Source organism: Streptococcus mitis, from assembly GCF_003942795.1.
Taxonomy (GTDB): Bacteria; Bacillota; Bacilli; order Lactobacillales; family Streptococcaceae; genus Streptococcus; species Streptococcus mitis_BJ.
The window spans coordinates 117965-138084 of the sequence record NZ_RJNY01000004.1; the positions used below are offsets into that span (position 1 = coordinate 117965).

Genomic DNA, 20120 nt, shown 5'->3' on the forward strand with positions numbered 1-20120 from the left:
TAATAACAGCTTATTTTAAGTTTTTTTCCTTATAATGTCAAGTAATGACAGCTAAGAAAGTTCGATTGATTTAAGCGAGAATAGAGTGAAAGGAGATACATTTCTTTACTAGAATTTTCCTTGATTTGATATAAAAATAGGAAAGTGAGAAAATTTGTGATAAAATAGTGGAAGGAAATCTATATATTGGAGAAAAACGGTGCCTGAAAAGCAAAAAATCAGCGTCTTGATGTCGGTCTATGTAAAGGAAACCCCGACGTTTTTGAGAGATGCTATCAAAAGTGTTCAAAATCAAACCTTGAAACCGAGTGAACTTGTTCTTGTTGAGGATGGGCCCCTCACGCCTGAGCTCTATCAGGTGCTAGATGAAGTGGAAGCTCAGTCAGACATTCCAGTGAAACGGTGCCCCTTAGAGCAAAATCAAGGTTTAGGCTTGGCTCTTCGAAACGGTGTTTTACAGTGTCAGTATGATATCATCGCTCGCATGGATACGGATGATTTAGCCGTTCCGGATCGTTTTGAGAAACAGCTTCAACTAATGGAGAAAGAAAATCTCGATCTCTTAGGTGGGCAGATTGCAGAGTTTATTGACAATCCAGATGAGATTGTGTCTTATCGTCGTGTTCCAACTCAGCACGCAGACATTGTGGCTTATCAGAGAATGAGAAGTGCTTTTAACCATATGACAGTCATGTTCAAAAAGGACATGGTTCTCAAAGCGGGCAACTACGAAGACGGGCTTTACATGGAGGATGATCTCCTTTGGCTCAATATGATTACGGCAGGTGCCAAGACTGGCAACCTAGATCAAATCTTGTGTAAGGTTCGTGTAGGTGCCGGGATGTTTGAGCGTCGAGGTGGCTTGCGTTACCTTAAATTCTATCGTCAAGCTCGCCAACGGATGCTTGAGCGAGGGCAAATTTCTTACATGGAATATGCTAAAAGTATGTTCATTCAGACCATTGTTGCACTTTGTCCAGGTTTTGTACGTCAGTTTATCTTTGTCAAACTTTTAAGAAAGAGCAAGTAAGACCTGATAGATTGAACGATTCGGGTTATCATAACAATAGTATCATCTGACTCTTTTAAGGGGGAGTAAATTCCTATGAATAAAAAACTAACAGATTACGTGATTGATCTGGTTGAAATTTTAAATAAACAGCAAAAACAAGTATTTTGGGGGATATTTGATATTCTGAGTATGGTGGTTTCCATCATCGTATCTTATATCTTGTTTTATGGCCTTATAAATCCTGCGCCTGTGGACTATGTGATCTACACTCTTTTATCCTTCCTTCTCTATCAAATCATAATTGCATTTTGGGGGCTGAATGCTAGTATTAGTCGCTACAGTAAGATTACGGATTTTATGAAAATCTTTTTTGGAGTGACTCTCAGCAGTGTTCTTTCTTATGGAATCTGCTATGCCTTTCTTCCATTATTTTCTATTCGTTTCATCGTGCTCTTCATTTTGTTGAGTACCTTCCTCATCTTGCTTCCTCGCATCACCTGGCAGTTGATTTATTCCAAACGTAAAAAGGGTAGTGGAGATGGAGAGCATCGTCGTACCTTCTTGATTGGTGCGGGAGATGGTGGTGCCCTCTTTATGAATAGCTACCAACATCCAACCAGTGAGCTTGAGATAGTGGGGATTTTGGACAACGATGAAAAGAAAAAAGGGCAAAAACTAGGTGGAATCCCAGTTCTAGGCTCTTATGACAATCTACCTGAATTGGCCAAACGTCACCAAATCGAGCGTGTTATCGTAGCAATCCCTTCGCTTGATCCATCAGAGTATGAACGTATCTTGCAGATGTGTAATAAACTAGGTGTCAAATGTTACAAGATGCCTAAAGTTGAGACAGTTGTTCAAGGATTACATCAATCAGGTAGTGGTTTCCAAAAAATTGATATCACAGACCTTTTGGGCCGTCAGGAAATTCGCCTTGACGAATCACGTCTGGGTGCAGAAATTACAGGTAAGACCATCTTGGTGACAGGAGCCGGTGGTTCGATTGGTTCGGAGATTTGTCGCCAGATTAGCCGCTTCAACCCAGAGCGTATCGTCTTGCTTGGACATGGTGAAAATTCAATCTACCTTATTTATCATGAGTTGATTCGTAAATTCCAAGGGATTGATTATGTTCCTGTCATTGCAGATATTCAGGATTATGATCGTCTTTTACAAGTGTTTGAACAGTACAGACCAGCTATCATCTACCATGCTGCAGCCCACAAACATGTTCCAATGATGGAACGCAATCCAAAAGAAGCCTTCAAGAACAATATCCTCGGGACCTACAATGTTGCCAAGGCTGTTGATGAGGCCAAAGTACCTAAGATGGTCATGATTTCGACTGACAAGGCGGTCAATCCACCGAATGTTATGGGTGCGACTAAGCGCGTGGCAGAGTTGATTGTCACTGGCTTTAACCAACGTAGCAAATCAACCTACTGTGCAGTTCGTTTTGGGAATGTTCTCGGTAGCCGTGGTAGTGTGATTCCTGTCTTTGAACGTCAGATTGCTGAAGGCGGTCCTGTAACGGTGACAGACTTCCGTATGACACGTTACTTCATGACCATTCCAGAGGCTAGCCGTCTGGTCATCCATGCTGGTGCTTATGCTAAGGACGGAGAAGTCTTTATCCTTGATATGGGCAAACCGGTCAAGATCTATGACTTGGCTAAGAAAATGGTCCTTCTAAGCGGGCACACAGAAAGTGAAATTCCAATCGTTGAAGTCGGTATTCGTCCAGGCGAAAAACTTTACGAAGAACTCTTGGTTTCGACCGAATTGGTTGATAACCAAGTCATGGATAAGATTTTCGTTGGTAAGGTTAACGTCATGCCTCTAGAAGCCATTGATCAAAAGATTGAAGAGTTCCGTTCACTCAGCGGAGATGAGCTCAAAGAAGCGATTATTTCCTTTGCAAATGAGACAACCCACGTTGAGTAAGAGTGTCCAACCAATTAATTATAAATAGAAGGCCAAGGTTCTGTTTGTACAGGACCTTGGCCTTTTTACTCTGTAATTTCAAATCGTTGTATTATTTATAGTTGCTTAATGATATCGTCAATGGTATGGGCAATCCAGTCAGGTTGATAGCTGAGTAAATCAGCCTCTTCTCCAAATCCCCAAGTAACAGCGAACTTTTTAATGCTAGTTTCTTGGGCTCCAATCATATCAAACTTGGTGTCTCCGATGATAAGGACTTGGTCTGCAGGAAGTTGATGCGTTTGCAAGGCGTAACGGATGACATCTGCCTTGTGTGGCGTTTCAGGACTAGAGCCGTAAATGCCATCAAAGAAATGATGGATTCCCAGATTTTTAGTCATATCATGAGCAGTAGGAGTATTCTTTGTTGTAGTGATATAGAGAGGGTAGTTTTGCGAAAGCTCTTGGAGTAATTCCGTTATTCGGGGGAAGAGTTGGGCTTCGTGGATCCCTTTTTCCTTGTAGTAAGAGCGGTATATCTGCACAGCTTCCGAGATTTGTTCCTTGGGAAGACACGTTGCAAAACTACTTTCAAGTGGCGGTCCCATAAAACCACGAATGGTTTTGGCATCAGGGCTAGGTACTCCTAGCTCTTTAAAGGTATGGGTAAAAGCATTGTGGATCCCGATAGAACTGTCAACCAGGGTTCCGTCGAGATCAAAAAAGATTGCTGAGATAGAGGGCATAGTTTCTCCTAATAGATATAGATAAGCTTATTCTCCGAAGATTTCTTTTTGTAGGCGGCGACCAGTAGGTGTGGCGGCGAGTCCACCCTCAGCCGTTTCACGAAAGGCAGTTGGGAGGCTTGATCCAACTTGGTACATGGCATCGATGACTTCGTCAACAGGGATCTTAGACTCGATACCTGCCAAGGCCATGTCTGCTGCGATAAAGGCAAAGCTGGCTCCCATGGCATTGCGCTTGACACAGGGAACTTCAACCAAACCAGCGACGGGGTCGCAGATGAGGCCCAGCATATTTTTAATGACAAAGGCAATGGCTTGGCTAGCTTGATAGGGGCTTCCACCTGCAGCCAAGGTCAAGGCTGCGGCACTCATGGCAGAGGCAGATCCGACTTCGGCCTGGCAGCCACCTTCAGCACCTGAGATAGAAGCGTTGTTTGCGATGACTAGTCCAAAGGCACCCGCAGCAAAGAGGAAATCCAGCTGTTCTTCGTGACTAAGGTCAAGTTTTTGGATAGCAGCAGTGAGAACGGCTGGCAGACAGCCGGCACTTCCTGCGGTTGGGGTGGCGCAGACCAAGCCCATCTTCGCATTGTGTTCATTGACCGCAATGGCATTTCGGGCTGCTGATAGGATGGTAAAGTCTGACAAGGCCTTGCCACTTTTGAGATGGCGGTCTAGTTTGGCCGCATCTCCGCCTGTTAGGCCACTACGGGATTTGTTTTCACTGAGGCCGAGCTCGACAGAGGCTTTCATGACTTCTAGATTGCGTTCCATGAGGAGGAGAACTTCTGGCCGTTCCCGACCGGTTAGTTGATATTCTGTCGCAATCATGAGTTCGGCGACATTTCCTTGGAAGTCTAGATCCGCCTGCTCGACCAATTCTTTGATAGAATAAAACATGTTTCCTCCTACTTAAAGAAATTGACATTGTGGAGATGAGGGATTTTTCGGATTTCTTCAATCGCCTCTTCGCAACTTCGACTATCGACTTCGATAATCATAATGGCTTTTTCTCCAGCTTTTTCCCTAGTCACATTCATCTGCGCGATGTTGATATCGAAACGAGAGAGGGCTTCAGTAACATGGGCAATCATACCTGGAACATCTTGATGCACGATGATGATGGTCGGTGTGTTCATGTTGAGAGAGACAGCAAAGCCGTTAAGTTCCGTAACTTGGATATTTCCTCCACCGATGGAAATTCCTGTCACACTGATGGATTTGTGTTCATTCTTCACAGTAATTTTAGTGGTATTAGGATGAGGAGCGTTGCTATCTTTCTGAATGGTCCAGACAATCTTGATACCACGTTTATGGGCAATCTCAAGGCTATTTGGAATGTCGGGATTGTCCGTATCCATACCTAAAATACCAGCGACGAGAGCAAGGTCAGTTCCATGACCACGGTAGGTCTTGGCAAATGAATTAAATAATTGGAATTCGACTTCTGTCGGCGTATCGTCAAAGATGGAGGAGACGATTTTTCCAATACGAACAGCTCCAGCAGTATGGCTACTTGATGGGCCAATCATAACTGGTCCGATAATGTCAAAGACAGATTGAAAACGAAGTGAGTGCATCTGTTTCCCCTTACAAAGATTCTTATAACTATTATATCAAAGAATGGACCACTGCGCTTATTTCCCTTATCAAAAGTTCAAAATGATTAAAGATGGTATAAAATAAGGTCTTTTGTGACAAAAACCTCCTTAAAACGGTAAATATAAAACATTTTTGTAATATTTCTACATATAACCGTTAAACAACGGTAACATTTAAAAGGTATCATAGATATATTCAATGGAAGGAGAATTTTTAGATATGTCATTAACAACTAAAAAAATCAAAACAACTATCGCAGGAGTAGCAGCTTTGCTTGCTTTCTTTTCCCCAGCTCTTGCATCTGCACAAGAAACTGTAACTTACACTGTTAAATCAGGTGATACTCTTTCAGAAATCGCTGAGAAGTACAACACGACTGCTGAAAAATTGGCGGCAAAAAACAACATCAAAGATATTCACCTTATCTATGTTGACCAAGTTTTGGTTATCGAAGGGACAGCTTCTACTGCAGCTCCAGCTGCAACAATGGAAGAAACAGCTCCAGTAGCTACAGAAACAGTTGAAGAAGCTCCAGCTGCAACTACAACTTATGAAGCACCAGCAGCAGAAAGCAACACTGCAGCAGCTTCTACTGTAAGTGGTTCTGAAGCAGAAGCCAAAGAATGGATCGCTCAAAAAGAATCAGGTGGTAGTTACACAGCTACAAACGGCCAATACATCGGACGTTACCAATTGACAGATTCATACTTGAACGGTGACTACTCAGCTGAAAACCAAGAACGTGTAGCAGATGCCTACGTTGCAGGACGTTACGGTTCATGGACAGCTGCCAAGAACTTCTGGCTTAACAACGGTTGGTATTAAGAATAAAAGAGTCCTTTAGGGCTCTTTTTTGTTTCTCTATAACAAAAAGCGTAACGATCTTCTCAGCAATGCTCTGTTTGTATAATTTCGACTAAATTCTTCAAATTGTTTTAAAACTCAAATAGTATAAATAAGCTTATTGTGTGTAAAAATATATCATATAATAAATTTTTTCTTGATTTTAATGAAATAAAATACAGTTTTTCTTGACAAACAAGGATGATAGGAGTATTATTTATACGACAAAAAAGTATAAAAATAAAAGGAGGCTCTTCTATGAATAAAGTGAAGAAGGTGTTGATGACGATGTTTGGTTTGCTTATGTTTCCCTTATTATTTGCTTGTAGTAACACTCAACCCCAAGGTGTTGAAGCCATTAAGGCTAAAGGAAAATTGGTGGTGGCCCTAAATCCAGAGTTTGCTCCATTTGAATACCAGAAATTGGTCGATGGGAAAAATCAGATTGTAGGTTCAGATGTTGAACTAGCCAAAGCCATCGCAAAGGAACTGGGTGTAGAAGTGGAGTTCTCTCCAATGAGTTTTGACAATGTACTAGCTAATCTTGATTCAGGAAAGGCCGATCTTGCCATATCAGGTGTTTCTAAAACGGAGGAGAGAAGTCAAGTTTACGATTTTTCAATTCCCTACTACACTTCGAAAAATAAGGTTATCGTAAGAAAATCTGAATTAACGAATTACCAATCAGTCAAGGATTTGGCCCAGAAAAAGGTTGGAGCGCAGAAAGGTTCTATCCAGGAAACTCTGGCCAAAGAAACCTTGCAGAATTCTTCTCTCGTTTCACTTCCTAAAAATGGAAATTTGATAACAGATTTGAAATCAGGGCAACTGGATGCGGTTATCTTTGAGGAACCAGTGGCGAAAGGATTTGTAGAGAATAATCCAGACCTAGCCATCGCTGAGTTTGATTTTGACAATGACAAAGAAGATTCCTACGCTGTTGCGATGAAAAAAGACAGTAAAGAATTAAAAGAGGCGGTTGACAAAACCATCCAGAAGTTGAAGGATTCTGGGGAGTTGGACAAATTGATTGACGATGCTTTTAAAGCCTCTATCGAAAAATAGAAAGAAGGAAGAGAAATGAGTAAGGAAAAAATCATTTTAGCCTATTCAGGTGGATTGGATACATCAGTTGCTATTACATGGTTAAAAAAAGACTATGATGTGATCGCTGTTTGTATGGATGTGGGTGAAGGAAAAGACTTGGAGTTCATCCACGATAAAGCTCTCAAGGTTGGGGCTGTTGAGTCTTATGTCATTGATGTTAAGGAAGAATTTGCTAATGACTATGTTTTAGTGGCCCTTCAGGCTCATGCCTACTATGAACAGAAGTATCCCTTGGTATCTGCTCTGAGTCGCCCTCTTATTTCAAAAAAACTCGTTGAAATAGCTCATCAGACGGGGGCAACCACAATTGCTCATGGTTGTACAGGTAAGGGAAACGACCAAGTTCGGTTTGAAGTCTCAATTGCAGCTTTGGATCCCAATTTAAAGGTAGTTGCGCCTGTTCGTGAGTGGAAATGGTCTCGTGAAGAAGAAATCCAATATGCCAAAGAAAACGGCGTTCCAGTTCCAGCTGACCTTGACAATCCTTACTCTGTCGATCAAAATCTTTGGGGACGTGCAAATGAATGTGGTGTCTTGGAAAATCCTTGGAACCAAGCGCCAGAAGAAGCATTTGGAATCACATCTTCGCCAGAAGAGGCACCAGACAGTCCAGAATTTATTGACATTGAGTTTAGCTGTGGGGTGCCCATCTCCCTCAATGGAGAAAAGATGAAAGTGGCTGCTTTGATTCAAAAGCTCAATGAAATTGCGGGCAAACACGGTGTCGGTCGCATTGACCATGTGGAAAATCGCCTAGTCGGTATTAAGTCAAGAGAGATTTATGAGTGCCCAGGTGCTGTGACTTTATTGGCAGCTCATAAGGAGATTGAAGATTTGACTCTTGTGAGAGAAGTGGCTCATTTCAAACCTATTATCGAAAATGAGTTGTCTAATCTCATCTATAATGCCTTGTGGTTCAGCCCAGCAACTCAGGCTTTGATTGCCTATATCAAGGAGACACAGAAAGTTGTCAATGGAACTGCAAAAGTTAAACTCTATAAGGGGAATGCTCAGGTAGTGGCTCGGAAATCACCAAATTCTCTTTACGATGAAAATTTGGCGACTTATACTAGCGCAGATACCTTTGACCAAGATGCGGCTGTTGGTTTTATCAAGCTTTGGGGGCTTCCGACCAAGGTTTATTCAGAAGTTCAGAAAAATGTTGAGCAGTGACGCGATAGAAAGGGACGACAGAATATGCCGAAAAATACAAAATTATGGGGTGGTCGATTTGAAGGCACTGTGGAAGATTGGGTAGAACAGTTCGGTGCGAGTATTTCCTTTGACCACCAGCTGGCAAAATTTGATTTGATGGGCTCCCTAGCTCATGTTCAAATGCTAGGACAGACTGGCATTTTAAGCTTGGAAGAGGCAGAGCAGATCCAAGATGGTCTGCAAGCTTTGTTGCGAGATTTAGAGGCAGGAGAGCTTCATTTTGATATTGCAAATGAAGATATTCATATGAATATGGAAGTGTTGCTGACAGAGAAAATCGGTCCTCTGGCTGGGAAACTACACACGGCTCGTTCTCGGAATGACCAAGTCGCAACGGATATGCACTTATATCTAAAGGAGCAACTTGGCCATGTCTTGGATAAGTTGGCGAATCTGAACAGTGTTTTGCTGGATTTGGCTGAAAAACATGTGGAAACCATCATGCCAGGCTATACCCATTTACAACACGCCCAACCGATTAGTTTTGCCCACCATCTCATGGCTTATTACAATATGTTTCAAAGGGACAGCGAGCGATTCGCATTTAACCTGAAACATACGGACCTATCTCCACTGGGTGCAGCTGCCTTAGCGGGGACAACTTTTCCAATCGATCGTCAATTATCGAGTGATTTACTAGGCTTCCAACAACCCTATACCAATTCCTTGGACGCAGTGAGTGACCGTGATTTTATCTTGGAATTCCTGTCAAATGCCAGCATTTTGATGATGCATATGAGCCGTTTTTGTGAAGAAATCATCAATTGGTGCAGTTTTGAGTATCAGTACATTAGCTTGTCTGATAGCTTTTCAACGGGTTCATCTATCATGCCCCAGAAGAAAAATCCTGATATGGCCGAATTGATTCGAGGGAAGACAGGCCGAGTTTACGGACACTTACTTGGGCTATTGACTGTCATGAAGTCTTTGCCTCTGGCCTACAATAAGGATTTGCAAGAGGACAAGGAAGGCATGTTTGATACAGTAGAAACGATTTTAAATTCTCTGGATGTGTTGGCAGGTATGCTATCGAGCATGCAGGTTAATAAGGCCAAAATGCAGCAATCTACAGAGAATGATTTTTCGAATGCGACCGAACTGGCAGATTATTTGGCTGAAAATGGCCTCCCCTTTAGAGAAGCGCATGAAATAGTAGGGAAATTGGTTCTAGACTCTATCAAGCATGGTAAAAACATCCAAGATTGGGATTTGGAGGAGTTGCAAGTCTACCATCCCTTGATTGAAGAGGATATTTATATCTACTTGCGCCTAGAAACCGCTGTTCAGAGACGGAATTCCTTAGGAGGGACCGGCTTTGAACAAGTGAAATACCAGATAGAACAAGCGAAGAAAGAACTTAAAGGGGGAATTGATTCGTTTGCAAAGTAAGAAAGAGAGGTTGAGATGATTTATCAGCCTCTTTCTTGTCTTCTCTAACCAAGCGTGTTATAATGAATACTGCTCAAGCGACCTTCAATCGTTAAGCACACACGACCTTCAATCGTGAATAAACGAATAGATGGGAGACTTACCATGAGTGATAACTCTAAAACACGTGTTGTTGTGGGGATGAGTGGTGGTGTTGATTCGTCGGTGACGGCTCTCTTGCTCAAGGAGCAGGGCTACGATGTGATCGGTATCTTCATGAAGAACTGGGACGACACAGATGAAAACGGCGTTTGTACGGCGACCGAAGACTACAAGGATGTGGCTGCAGTGGCAGACCAGATCGGCATTCCTTACTACTCTGTCAATTTTGAAAAAGAGTACTGGGACCGCGTCTTTGAGTATTTTCTAGCGGAATACCGTGTAGGGCGCACGCCAAATCCAGATGTGATGTGCAACAAGGAAATCAAGTTCAAGGCCTTTTTGGACTATGCCATGACCTTGGGAGCAGACTATGTAGCGACTGGGCACTATGCCCGAGTGGCGCGTGATGAGGATGGCACTGTTCACATGCTTCGTGGCGTGGACAATGGCAAGGATCAGACCTATTTCCTCAGCCAACTTTCGCAAGAACAACTCCAAAAAACCATGTTCCCTCTAGGGCATCTGGAAAAACCTGAAGTCCGAAAAATAGCTGAAGAAGCTGGACTTGTGACTGCCAAGAAGAAAGATTCGACAGGGATTTGCTTTATCGGAGAAAAGAACTTTAAAAACTTTCTCAGCAACTACCTACCAGCCCAGCCTGGTCGCATGATGACTGTGGATGGTCGCGATATGGGTGAGCATGCTGGTCTGATGTATTATACGATTGGTCAGCGTGGCGGACTTGGTATCGGTGGGCAACACGGTGGTGACAATGCGCCGTGGTTCGTTGTCGGAAAAGACCTGAGCAAGAATATCCTCTATGTCGGACAAGGATTCTACCATGACTCGCTCATGTCAACAAGCCTAGAGGCCAGTCAAGTTCACTTTACTCGTGAGATGCCAGAGGAATTTACACTAGAATGTACGGCCAAATTCCGCTACCGTCAGCCTGATTCTAAGGTGACTGTACATGTCAAAGGAGACAAGGCAGAGGTCATCTTTGCGGAGCCACAGCGCGCGATTACACCAGGGCAGGCAGTTGTCTTTTACGATGGTGAAGAGTGTCTAGGTGGCGGTTTGATTGATAATGCCTACCGCGACGGACAAGTTTGTCAGTACATTTAGATTGACAAATTTTCTCAATTTGCTACAATAATAAAAGCAATAGAAATGATGGTCAAAGCTCATGGATGTTGCAGGCTTTTTTGTCCTGCACTTCTTTGGAGTTTTGACTGTTTTTGTGTCGTTTAAGGGAAAGGACAAAAATGACTCAACGAGACTTTCGGACAAAAGTGGGAAATACTGTTTTTGGTGTTCGGGCAACAGCCTTGATTCTTCAAAATCGCAAGCTCCTAGTTACCAAAGACAAGGGCAAGTATTACACTATTGGTGGTGCGATTCAAGTCAACGAAAGTACGGACGACGCGGTAGTCCGTGAAGTGAGGGAAGAACTAGGTGTCAAAGCTCAAGCTGGACAGCTAGCTTTTGTGGTTGAAAATCGTTTTGAACAAGACGGTGTTTCCTATCACAACATCGAGTTTCATTATCTGGTGAACTTGCTTGAGGATGCCCCATTGACCATGCAGGAAGACGAAAAAATGCAGCCTTGTGAGTGGATTGACTTGGATGAACTCCAGAATATCCAGCTAGTTCCAGCCTTTTTAAAAACAGCCCTGCCGGATTGGGACGGTCAACTAAGACACATTCATCTTGAGGAATAGGAGAGAAAATGATGGTTAAGCTTATTGCCCATGTACTTGTTCATAGTGGTGGTGATTATTTGCTCATTCAGCGTTCGGAAATTAAAAGAGGAGAACCCAACGTTTATCCGACTTACTGGGATATTCCTGGTGGCGGAGTTGAAAAGGGTGAACTTCCGCAAGATGGTGCTCTTAGAGAATGCATTGAAGAAGCGGGAGTTAGACTAGATAGCAGTTCGCTCAAACTTCTTCACGAAGATAGTCAACTGGATACCTCTAAGGATACGGTCTTTACTCGCTTAGTTTATAAAGCAGAGTGGGTTGAGGAGAAGCCAATTATCAGATTAGATCCTGAAGAGCATACACACTTTAAATGGGTTACTATGGATCAAGCTCTAGAGGAGGAGAAGTTAGTTCCTTATTTGCGAGAAATTTTTGAAAGGTTAAGAAATGACTTATAATTTTACAGAAGAATACGATATTATTGTAATCGGTGCGGGACATGCTGGGGTTGAGGCTTCCTTGGCTGCCAGCCGTATGGGCTGTAAGGTCTTGCTTGCGACCATCAACATTGAAATGCTGGCTTTCATGCCTTGTAACCCTTCGATCGGTGGTTCTGCCAAGGGGATTGTCGTGCGTGAAGTGGATGCCCTCGGTGGGGAAATGGCCAAGAATATTGACAAGACCTACATCCAGATGAAGATGCTCAACACTGGGAAAGGTCCAGCTGTCCGTGCCCTTCGTGCGCAAGCTGACAAGGAGCTTTACTCTAAGGAAATGCGCAAGACAGTTGAAAATCAAGAGAATCTGACCCTTCGTCAAACCATGATTGATGAGATTTTGGTCGAAGATGGCAAGGTTGTCGGTGTGCGTACAGCGACCCATCAAGAGTATGCTGCTAGGGCTGTTATCGTGACGACAGGGACAGCCCTCCGTGGGGAAATCATCATCGGAGACCTCAAGTATTCATCAGGACCAAACCACAGTCTAGCTTCGATTAACCTAGCTGATAATCTCAAGGAACTGGGCCTCGAAATCGGTCGTTTCAAGACAGGAACCCCTCCACGTGTTAAGGCTTCCTCTATCAATTATGACGTGACAGAGATTCAGCCAGGAGACGAGGCCCCTAATCACTTCTCATACACTTCACGTGATGAGGATTATGTCAAGGACCAAGTGCCATGCTGGTTGACCTATACCAATGGTACCAGCCATGAGATTATCCAAAACAACCTACACCGTGCGCCTATGTTTACGGGTGTAGTTAAGGGTGTGGGACCTCGTTACTGTCCATCGATTGAGGATAAGATTGTGCGCTTTGCGGACAAGGAACGTCACCAACTATTTCTAGAACCAGAAGGGCGTGACACTGAGGAAGTATACGTTCAAGGTTTATCAACTAGTCTGCCTGAGGATGTCCAACGTGATTTGGTTCATTCCATTAAAGGTCTGGAAAATGCTGAGATGATGCGAACTGGTTATGCCATTGAGTATGATATGGTCTTACCTCACCAGTTGCGTGCGACTCTAGAAACCAAGAAAATCTCAGGCCTCTTCACAGCTGGTCAGACAAATGGAACGTCAGGTTACGAAGAAGCTGCTGGTCAAGGGATTATCGCGGGTATCAATGCGGCTCTGAAAATCCAAGGCAAGCCTGAGTTGATTTTGAAGCGCAGTGACGGTTATATCGGGGTGATGATTGACGACTTGGTGACCAAGGGAACCATTGAACCCTATCGTCTCTTGACCAGTCGTGCTGAATACCGTCTCATCCTCCGTCATGACAATGCGGATATGCGTTTGACAGAGATGGGACGCGAGATTGGGCTTGTGGATGATGAACGCTGGGCTCGCTTTGAAATCAAGAAAAATCAATTTGACAATGAGATGAAGCGACTAGATAGCATCAAACTCAAACCAGTCAAGGAAACTAATGCTAAGGTTGAGGAGATGGGCTTCAAGCCATTGACTGATGCCGTGACCGCCAAGGAATTCCTTCGCCGTCCAGAAGTTTCTTACCAAGATGTGGTGGCCTTCATCGGGCCAGCTGCTGAGGATTTGGATGACAAGATTATCGAATTGATTGAAACAGAAATCAAGTACGAAGGCTATATTTCTAAAGCCATGGATCAGGTTGCCAAGATGAAACGCATGGAAGAAAAACGTATTCCAGCCAATATCGACTGGGATGATATTGACTCCATTGCAACAGAAGCTCGCCAGAAGTTCAAACTCATCAATCCAGAAACCATCGGCCAAGCTAGCCGTATTTCGGGAGTAAATCCAGCAGATATTTCTATTTTGATGGTGTATCTTGAAGGTAAAAATCGTAGTATTTCTAAAAATCAAGAAAAGAAAGCATAGAAAAACAGCTCCGAAGACGGGGCTGTTTTGTTGACTTGTACTCAATGAAAATCAAAGAGCAAACTAGGAAGTTAGCCGAAGGCTGTACTTGAGTACGGCAAGGCGAAGCTGACGTGGTTTGAATTTGATTTTCAAAGAGTATTATTCTTCATCTGGTGTGAGGATCATCGGGATGATAATCGGTTCACGTTCTGTATTTTCATAAAGGAATGGTCGGATGGCGTTGACAATAGCACCATTGACAGATTGCACGCTAGCATCCTTGTTTTTCAGTGCGATACGAATTGCATTGAAGAGGATGCGCTGGCTTTGGCGAATCAAGTCACCAGATTCTCTCATGTAGACAAAGCCTCGGCTGAGGATATCTGGGCCAGAAAGAATCATCTGTGACTTGAAGTCAACAGTTGCGACTGCTAGAACGACACCATCTTCAGATAGATCACGACGATCTTTGAGGACAGCCGCACCGATTTCACCGATACGATTTCCATCGACATAGATGTCTTGGGCGTTGAAATGACCTGCGATACGAGCTGAGTCTGCAGTAAGGGCAAGCACATCACCATTGCTCATGATAAAGATATTGTCCTTCTCGACACCCGTATCCACCGCTAGTCCAGCGTGGACTTTTTGCATGCGGTATTCACCATGGACAGGCATGAAGTATTTTGGCTTAATCAAGCGGAGCATGAGTTTTTGCTCTTGCTGACCACCGTGTCCAGATGTATGGATATTGTTCACTTTACCGTGGATAACTTCGACACCAGCTTCAGAAATAGTGTTAATCAATTTGTTGACGCTAGTGGTATTTCCAGGGATTGGGCTAGAAGAGAAGATAACAGTATCGCCGGGTTGGAGTTGCACCTGACGGTGGGTTCCGTTAGCGATACGAGAGAGGGCTGCCATCGGCTCACCCTGACTACCTGTACAGAGGATAAGAATCTCGCCCGCAGGATAGTCTTTGATTTCATTTGGCTCGATAAAAGTTCCCTTAGGAGCTTTTATGTAGCCAAGTTCGATACCATTGACAATGGCCTTTTCCATAGAACGACCAAAGACTGCAATCTTGCGTCCAGTCTTAACAGCGGCATCCGTTGCTTGCTGGAGACGGAAGATATTTGAGGCAAAGGATGCAAAGATGATGCGTCCTTCAATGCCTTGGATAATCTTCATGATGGACTGACCAACGACTTTTTCAGAGTTGGTAAAGGTTGGCACTTCTGCATTTGTCGAGTCAGAGAGGAGACAGAGAACACCCTCTTCACCAAGAGCTGCCATACGGTGCAAGTCTGCAGGTTCACCAACTGGTGTGAAGTCGAACTTGAAGTCACCCGTACAGACGATTTTTCCTTGAGGGGTATGAATGACAATTCCTAAAGGCTCTGGAATAGAGTGGGTTGTTCTAAAGAAAGTTGCCTTGAGATTTTTAAAGGTCAACTCAGTGTTGTGATTGATTTCGTAAAGTTTAGCGTTGCGCAAGAGGCCGTGTTCTTCGAGTTTTCCACGGATCAAAGCCAAGGCAAGTGGTCCAGCATAGATAGGGACATTTGCTTGCTTGAGCAGGAATGGAATCCCACCGATGTGGTCCTCGTGTCCGTGTGTAATCAAAACAGCCTTGACGCGGTCGATATTGTCTACGATGTAAGAGTAGTCGGGGATAACATAGTCGATACCCAGCAAGTCATCTTCTGGGAATTTAATCCCAGCATCGACGATGATAATCTCGTCTTGGTATTCAATTCCGTACGTGTTTTTCCCGATTTCTCCCAGACCACCGATGGCAAAAACGCCGACTTCTTCAGGTTTAAGAGTATAGGCCATATTAGAACTCCGTGATTTCGAAGACGCCAGTTTCTTTTTCGTAATCTAGCAATTTGTCAGACAAGAGTTCGATATACTCGATATTGTACTCTGGGCGGTTTTCTTCGACAAGTTGGCGAGCAGCGATACGGCCCTCAAGTTCTGAGCTGGCATCGATGTCTAGGTAAAGTGCGCGTGTTGTTTCACGACGTGGGCTACGTTCTTTTGTTTCTTGATAAAAAACTTTGTAAATCATATAGTTCCTTTCTATTTATAGGTCAACTTATTCCAAACTTTTAGCAGAGATTTGCTTGATTTCATTCCATTTTGTGCCTAGATTGACCTTGATTCGTTACAATTATTTCAATTATACCACAAAATGAAAAATTAGTAAAAGACGGAAACGAGAAAGTCGGGAGGGGAAGAAGGAGCAAAAAGACAGGTAGGATTTGGTCGGAGAGCGCTTAGGTGTTATAATGGGAAGAGAAAGGGAAGCTTATGGATGGGAATATTCCCTATAGCTTTTAAACAAGGAGGATTAAGAATGTTTAGTTTGTTTGAATTTGCAGTAGGGGTTCGCCTCTTGATGTTTGTAGTCTTTGTAGCTTGTGTCTATGGTGGGAATGCCCTGTTTGTGCATCTGGAACACCGCAAAACAAAATTCCTTTGGAAGCTCGCTTTTGTGACGCTCTATTCAATTTTTCTCCTCATGGTCACCTATGTTGTCTGGCTCGTTTTCTACTTTGGTTTAAATGCCTAAAGTCAATTATTCATCTAAATATACAGAAAGTCCACCTCGTCTTGATAGATGGGATGGACTTTTTCTATTTTTAGGTGCTATCTTTATTGTTACGACGATGTTCTCTCGTATCGAATATCGAGTCAAAGCATATATGTTTTATCTAAACTTCTTATGGTGAACCTTTCAATCCCTTGTTTACTTTCCTATTGGAAAAGATAGAAAAAATCTACCGTTTTTTTGAATTTTTTGTGCAGAATTGCTTGTCCTAAGTGGCAGGCTCCTTTTGTTTCAAAACAAAGAAAATTCCCATGCGCCCGCTTTTGTAGTATAATAGTAAGCAGACAAAAAGATAGGAATATGTTATGAAAGTATTAGCTTTTGATACGTCCAGCAAGGCTCTTTCTCTAGCCATTTTAGAGGACAAGCAGGTTTTTGCCGAGACCATAATCAATATCAAGAAAAATCACAGTATTACCCTCATGCCTGCCATTGATTTTTTGATGGCAAGTTTGGATTGGACACCCAGGGATTTGGATCGAATCGTGGTAGCTGAAGGACCAGGTAGTTATACTGGCTTACGAATCGCGGTAGCAACTGCCAAGACCTTAGCTCATACACTGAACATCGAGTTGGTTGGGATGTCAAGCCTTTTAGCTCTGGTGCCACGCCAACAAGAAGGCTTGATTGTCCCCTTGATGGATGCACGTCGCAATAATGTTTATGCAGGGTTTTATGAAAATGCCAAACCTGTCATGCCAGAAGCACACTTGTCCTTTGCGGAAGTGGTAGAGCAGGTCAAGGATGCTGAACAAGTGACCTTTGTTGGAGAAGTTGGTCCCTTTGTTGAGCAGATCCAAGAACAGCTACCACAAGCTAGCTACCAAGAAACATTGCCAAATGCAGCTAATCTAGCTTTGTGGGCATGGGATAAGGAAGCAGCCTCCTTGTACGACTTTGTGCCAAATTACCTCAAGCGTGTTGAAGCCGAGGAAAACTGGCTCAAGAACCATACCGAGTCTGGTGGATCTTACATTAAACACCTATGATAGAAATCAAACGAATCCAAAAACAGCCTGAACTAGCTCAAGCCATCTATGCTGTCATGGCAGCTGTTTACCCAGTCAGCCCTTGGACGCTGGAACAAATCCAAGCAGACCTGTCCCAAGACCAGACTTGGTACGTTCTGGCTTATGATGGGACAGAAGTGATTGGCTTTCTAGCCGTTCAGGAGAATCTCTTTGAGGCAGAAGTCCTGCAAATCGCTGTCAAAGGAGCCTATCAGGGTCAGGGAATTGCGTCAGCCTTGTTTACTCAATTGCCAGCGGATAAGGAGATTTTCCTCGAAGTCAGAAAGTCAAACCAACGAGCGCAAGCATTTTACAAGAAAGAAAAGATGGCGGTCATCGCTGAGAGAAAGGGCTACTACCATGACCCAGTCGAGGACGCCATGATCATGAAGAGAGAAATAGATGAAGGATAGATATATTTTAGCATTTGAGACATCCTGTGATGAGACCAGTGTTGCCGTACTGAAAAACGATGACGAGCTCTTGTCCAATGTCATTGCGAGTCAAATTGAGAGTCACAAACGTTTTGGGGGCGTAGTGCCAGAAGTAGCTAGTCGTCACCATGTCGAGGTCATTACAGCCTGCATCGAGGAGGCTCTAGCAGAAGCAGGAATTACAGAAGAAGATGTGACAGCCGTTGCCGTTACTTATGGACCTGGATTGGTCGGAGCACTGTTAGTTGGTTTGTCAGCTGCCAAGGCCTTTGCTTGGGCTCATGGACTTCCGCTGATCCCCGTGAATCACATGGCGGGTCACCTCATGGCGGCTCAGAGCGTTGAGCCTTTGGAGTTTCCCTTGCTAGCTCTCTTGGTTAGCGGTGGGCACACGGAGTTGGTCTATGTTTCTGAGGCTGGGGATTATAAGATTGTTGGAGAAACGCGGGACGATGCAGTTGGGGAGGCCTATGACAAGGTCGGCCGTGTCATGGGATTGACCTATCCAGCAGGTCGTGAGATTGACGAGTTGGCCCATCAGGGGCAGGATATCTATGATTTTCCACGTGCCATGATTAAAGAGGACAATCTGGAGTTTTCCTTCTCAGGGCTGAAGTCTGCCTTTATCAATCTTCACCACAATGCCGAGCAAAAGGGAGAGAGCTTGTCCAAGGAAGACCTGTCAGCATCTTTCCAAGCAGCAGTCATGGACATTCTCATGGCAAAAACCAAGAAGGCCTTAGAAAAATACCCTGTTAAAACTCTAGTCGTAGCCGGTGGCGTGGCAGCTAATAAAGGTCTCAGAGAACGCCTGGCAGCTGAAATCACCGATGTCAAGGTTATCATCCCTCCCCTACGCCTTTGCGGAGACAATGCAGGTATGATTGCCTATGCCAGCGTTAGCGAGTGGAACAAAGAAAACTTCGCAGGCTTGGACCTCAACGCCAAACCAAGCCTCGCCTTTGATACTATGGAATAAAGAGTCAGCTTAAGGCTGGCTTTTTTGCTCGCCGAAATGTCAGAAAATTTTGATAAAAATATAAAAATAATGATATAATATATAAAAAATAGGAGGCGGTCAGATGATTGAGAGAATGGAATTGGGAGAATTTTACAAGGAATTGCGGCTGGCGAGGAAACTCAAGCAGTCAGATGTGGCTTGTGAGGGTCTAACAGCTTCTCAGTTATCTAAGTTTGAACTGGGGCAGTCTATGTTGTCTGCGGATAAACTGATACTAGCTATCCAAGGGATAAATGTGACCTTCGACGAGTTTGGACACAAGCTTAATAATTACCAGGAATCCCCACATATGCGATTTGGTAGAAAGGTTGTAGATCGCTTTGCCCATCAAGATATGGCTGGCTTAGAGCAACTATTAGAGGAAGTTGAGCAAGAACAGATGGCGAAGATCTATCGTCGTTTGAACGCTATTGTGATTAAAAACGCTATCCATTCTCTGGATAAAAACTATCTGCTAGAAGAGGAGGATAGCGAGTTTTTAACTACTTACCTCTATGCTATCGAGTCTTGGACCTGGTTTGAACTCTATGTTTTTTGTAATACTATGCCTTTCTTAAGTAATCAAGATCTAATCTTTTTATCCACCTCTTTACTTGAAAAATCCAAGGAATTTAAAGAGTTGGTACACAATCGATTGTATATGAAACAAGGGCTGTTAAATATCATCTCAGAGCTCATGGAGCGCAAACTTTTATCCTATATCCCAATCTTTGAAGCCGAGTTGGGGAGCATGCTCCGACCATACGATGTTTTTGAGAAATTATTGTGGCAGTTTTTAAAGAAGATGAGTGTTTTCCTTCAAACCAAGGGGAGCAATCAAAAAGAGATCGAACACTTTATCCAATCTCTGCAAGTATTAGAAAATCCCCAATTAACAGCCCTTTTTGAACTACGCTTACAGCAATACAAAGAGCTTATCGATTAGTTAGAAAAGGGGAAATGATAATAATATCAGCAACGATTGTCAATAATGCTATGATTTGTTTCTTCANTTCATGTCCTCCTACATAATGG

20 protein-coding genes are annotated in these 20120 nt (G+C 43.5%); 15 read left to right on the top strand and 5 right to left on the bottom strand.

Features of this window, described 5'->3' with window-relative positions; genetic code table 11:
* Window positions 1-199 precede the first annotated feature (199 nt).
* Together D8847_RS03245 and D8847_RS03250 are read left to right on the top strand one after the other, a co-directional pair.
* Window positions 200-1030, top strand: a complete 831-nt coding sequence (locus D8847_RS03245) for a glycosyltransferase (RefSeq protein ID WP_125840590.1) — start codon at window positions 200-202, stop codon at window positions 1028-1030.
* 75 nt (window positions 1031-1105) lie between these two features.
* A complete protein-coding gene (locus tag D8847_RS03250; protein WP_125840591.1) occupies window positions 1106-2956 on the top strand; it encodes a polysaccharide biosynthesis protein in 1851 nt (616 codons plus the stop codon).
* A 95-nt stretch (window positions 2957-3051) separates the two neighbouring features.
* On the opposite strand, the gene D8847_RS03255 is transcribed toward D8847_RS03250, so the two are convergent.
* The 3 genes from D8847_RS03255 to sdaAB are packed head-to-tail and all read right to left on the bottom strand — an operon-like array spanning window position 3052 to window position 5261.
* Window positions 3052-3681: an HAD-IA family hydrolase gene (locus D8847_RS03255; RefSeq protein ID WP_125840592.1), complete on the bottom strand. Its 630-nt coding sequence runs from the start codon at window positions 3679-3681 to the stop codon at window positions 3052-3054.
* Window positions 3682-3708: 27 nt separating this feature from the next.
* Window positions 3709-4581 carry an L-serine ammonia-lyase, iron-sulfur-dependent, subunit alpha gene (gene sdaAA / locus D8847_RS03260; RefSeq protein ID WP_000500029.1) on the bottom strand — a complete coding sequence of 291 codons (873 nt, stop codon included), beginning with the start codon at window positions 4579-4581 and terminating at the stop codon, window positions 3709-3711.
* Between the two features lie 8 nt (window positions 4582-4589).
* Window positions 4590-5261 carry an L-serine ammonia-lyase, iron-sulfur-dependent subunit beta gene (gene sdaAB / locus D8847_RS03265; RefSeq protein WP_000555873.1) on the bottom strand — a complete coding sequence of 224 codons (672 nt, stop codon included), beginning with the start codon at window positions 5259-5261 and terminating at the stop codon, window positions 4590-4592.
* A gap of 241 nt (window positions 5262-5502) precedes the next feature.
* Here sdaAB and D8847_RS03270 point away from each other — a divergent pair, with 241 nt between their 5' ends.
* The 8 genes from D8847_RS03270 to mnmG all read left to right on the top strand — a co-directional run bounded on the left by D8847_RS03270 (window position 5503) and on the right by mnmG (window position 14042).
* Window positions 5503-6108, top strand: coding sequence for a LysM peptidoglycan-binding domain-containing protein (locus D8847_RS03270; protein WP_125840593.1), 606 nt, complete (start codon window positions 5503-5505; stop codon window positions 6106-6108).
* Window positions 6109-6384: 276 nt separating this feature from the next.
* Window positions 6385-7191 (top strand): ABC transporter substrate-binding protein, encoded by an 807-nt coding sequence (locus D8847_RS03275; protein ID WP_125840594.1) that lies wholly within the window; start codon window positions 6385-6387, stop codon window positions 7189-7191.
* A gap of 15 nt (window positions 7192-7206) precedes the next feature.
* Window positions 7207-8406 (top strand): argininosuccinate synthase, encoded by a 1200-nt coding sequence (locus D8847_RS03280; protein WP_125840595.1) that lies wholly within the window; start codon window positions 7207-7209, stop codon window positions 8404-8406.
* 24 nt (window positions 8407-8430) lie between these two features.
* A complete protein-coding gene (gene argH, locus D8847_RS03285) occupies window positions 8431-9837 on the top strand; it encodes an argininosuccinate lyase (RefSeq protein WP_125840596.1) in 1407 nt (468 codons plus the stop codon).
* A gap of 144 nt (window positions 9838-9981) precedes the next feature.
* On the top strand, window positions 9982-11103 hold the full coding sequence (mnmA, locus tag D8847_RS03290) for a tRNA 2-thiouridine(34) synthase MnmA (RefSeq protein WP_125840597.1): 1122 nt from the start codon (window positions 9982-9984) through the stop codon (window positions 11101-11103).
* A 140-nt stretch (window positions 11104-11243) separates the two neighbouring features.
* Entirely contained in the window at window positions 11244-11699 is a 456-nt protein-coding gene (locus D8847_RS03295; RefSeq protein ID WP_185757911.1) for an NUDIX hydrolase, read from the top strand.
* An 8-nt stretch (window positions 11700-11707) separates the two neighbouring features.
* Window positions 11708-12139 (top strand): NUDIX hydrolase, encoded by a 432-nt coding sequence (locus D8847_RS03300; protein WP_125840599.1) that lies wholly within the window; start codon window positions 11708-11710, stop codon window positions 12137-12139.
* Entirely contained in the window at window positions 12129-14042 is a 1914-nt protein-coding gene (gene mnmG, locus D8847_RS03305) for a tRNA uridine-5-carboxymethylaminomethyl(34) synthesis enzyme MnmG (RefSeq protein WP_125840600.1), read from the top strand. The genes D8847_RS03300 and mnmG overlap by 11 nt, the downstream gene beginning before the upstream one ends.
* A 141-nt stretch (window positions 14043-14183) precedes the next feature.
* Here the strand turns inward: mnmG and rnjA are convergent, their stop codons facing one another.
* Together rnjA and D8847_RS03320 are read right to left on the bottom strand one after the other, a co-directional pair.
* Window positions 14184-15863: a ribonuclease J1 gene (gene rnjA, locus D8847_RS03315; RefSeq protein WP_084867719.1), complete on the bottom strand. Its 1680-nt coding sequence runs from the start codon at window positions 15861-15863 to the stop codon at window positions 14184-14186.
* Between the two features lies 1 nt (window position 15864).
* Window positions 15865-16098, bottom strand: a complete 234-nt coding sequence (locus D8847_RS03320) for a DNA-dependent RNA polymerase subunit epsilon (RefSeq protein WP_033584763.1) — start codon at window positions 16096-16098, stop codon at window positions 15865-15867.
* 288 nt (window positions 16099-16386) lie between these two features.
* Here D8847_RS03320 and D8847_RS03325 point away from each other — a divergent pair, with 288 nt between their 5' ends.
* From D8847_RS03325 to D8847_RS03345, 5 genes are all read left to right on the top strand, one after another.
* A complete protein-coding gene (locus tag D8847_RS03325; protein WP_125840601.1) occupies window positions 16387-16602 on the top strand; it encodes a hypothetical protein in 216 nt (71 codons plus the stop codon).
* Window positions 16603-16946: 344 nt separating this feature from the next.
* Window positions 16947-17630: a tRNA (adenosine(37)-N6)-threonylcarbamoyltransferase complex dimerization subunit type 1 TsaB gene (tsaB, locus tag D8847_RS03330; RefSeq protein ID WP_125840602.1), complete on the top strand. Its 684-nt coding sequence runs from the start codon at window positions 16947-16949 to the stop codon at window positions 17628-17630.
* Window positions 17627-18064, top strand: coding sequence for a ribosomal protein S18-alanine N-acetyltransferase (rimI, locus tag D8847_RS03335; protein ID WP_125840603.1), 438 nt, complete (start codon window positions 17627-17629; stop codon window positions 18062-18064). Before tsaB ends, rimI begins: the two co-directional genes overlap by 4 nt.
* Entirely contained in the window at window positions 18054-19064 is a 1011-nt protein-coding gene (gene tsaD / locus D8847_RS03340) for a tRNA (adenosine(37)-N6)-threonylcarbamoyltransferase complex transferase subunit TsaD (protein WP_125840604.1), read from the top strand. The genes rimI and tsaD overlap by 11 nt, the downstream gene beginning before the upstream one ends.
* A gap of 103 nt (window positions 19065-19167) precedes the next feature.
* A complete protein-coding gene (locus D8847_RS03345; RefSeq protein WP_125840605.1) occupies window positions 19168-20031 on the top strand; it encodes an Rgg/GadR/MutR family transcriptional regulator in 864 nt (287 codons plus the stop codon).
* Window positions 20032-20120: the final 89 nt, after the last annotated feature.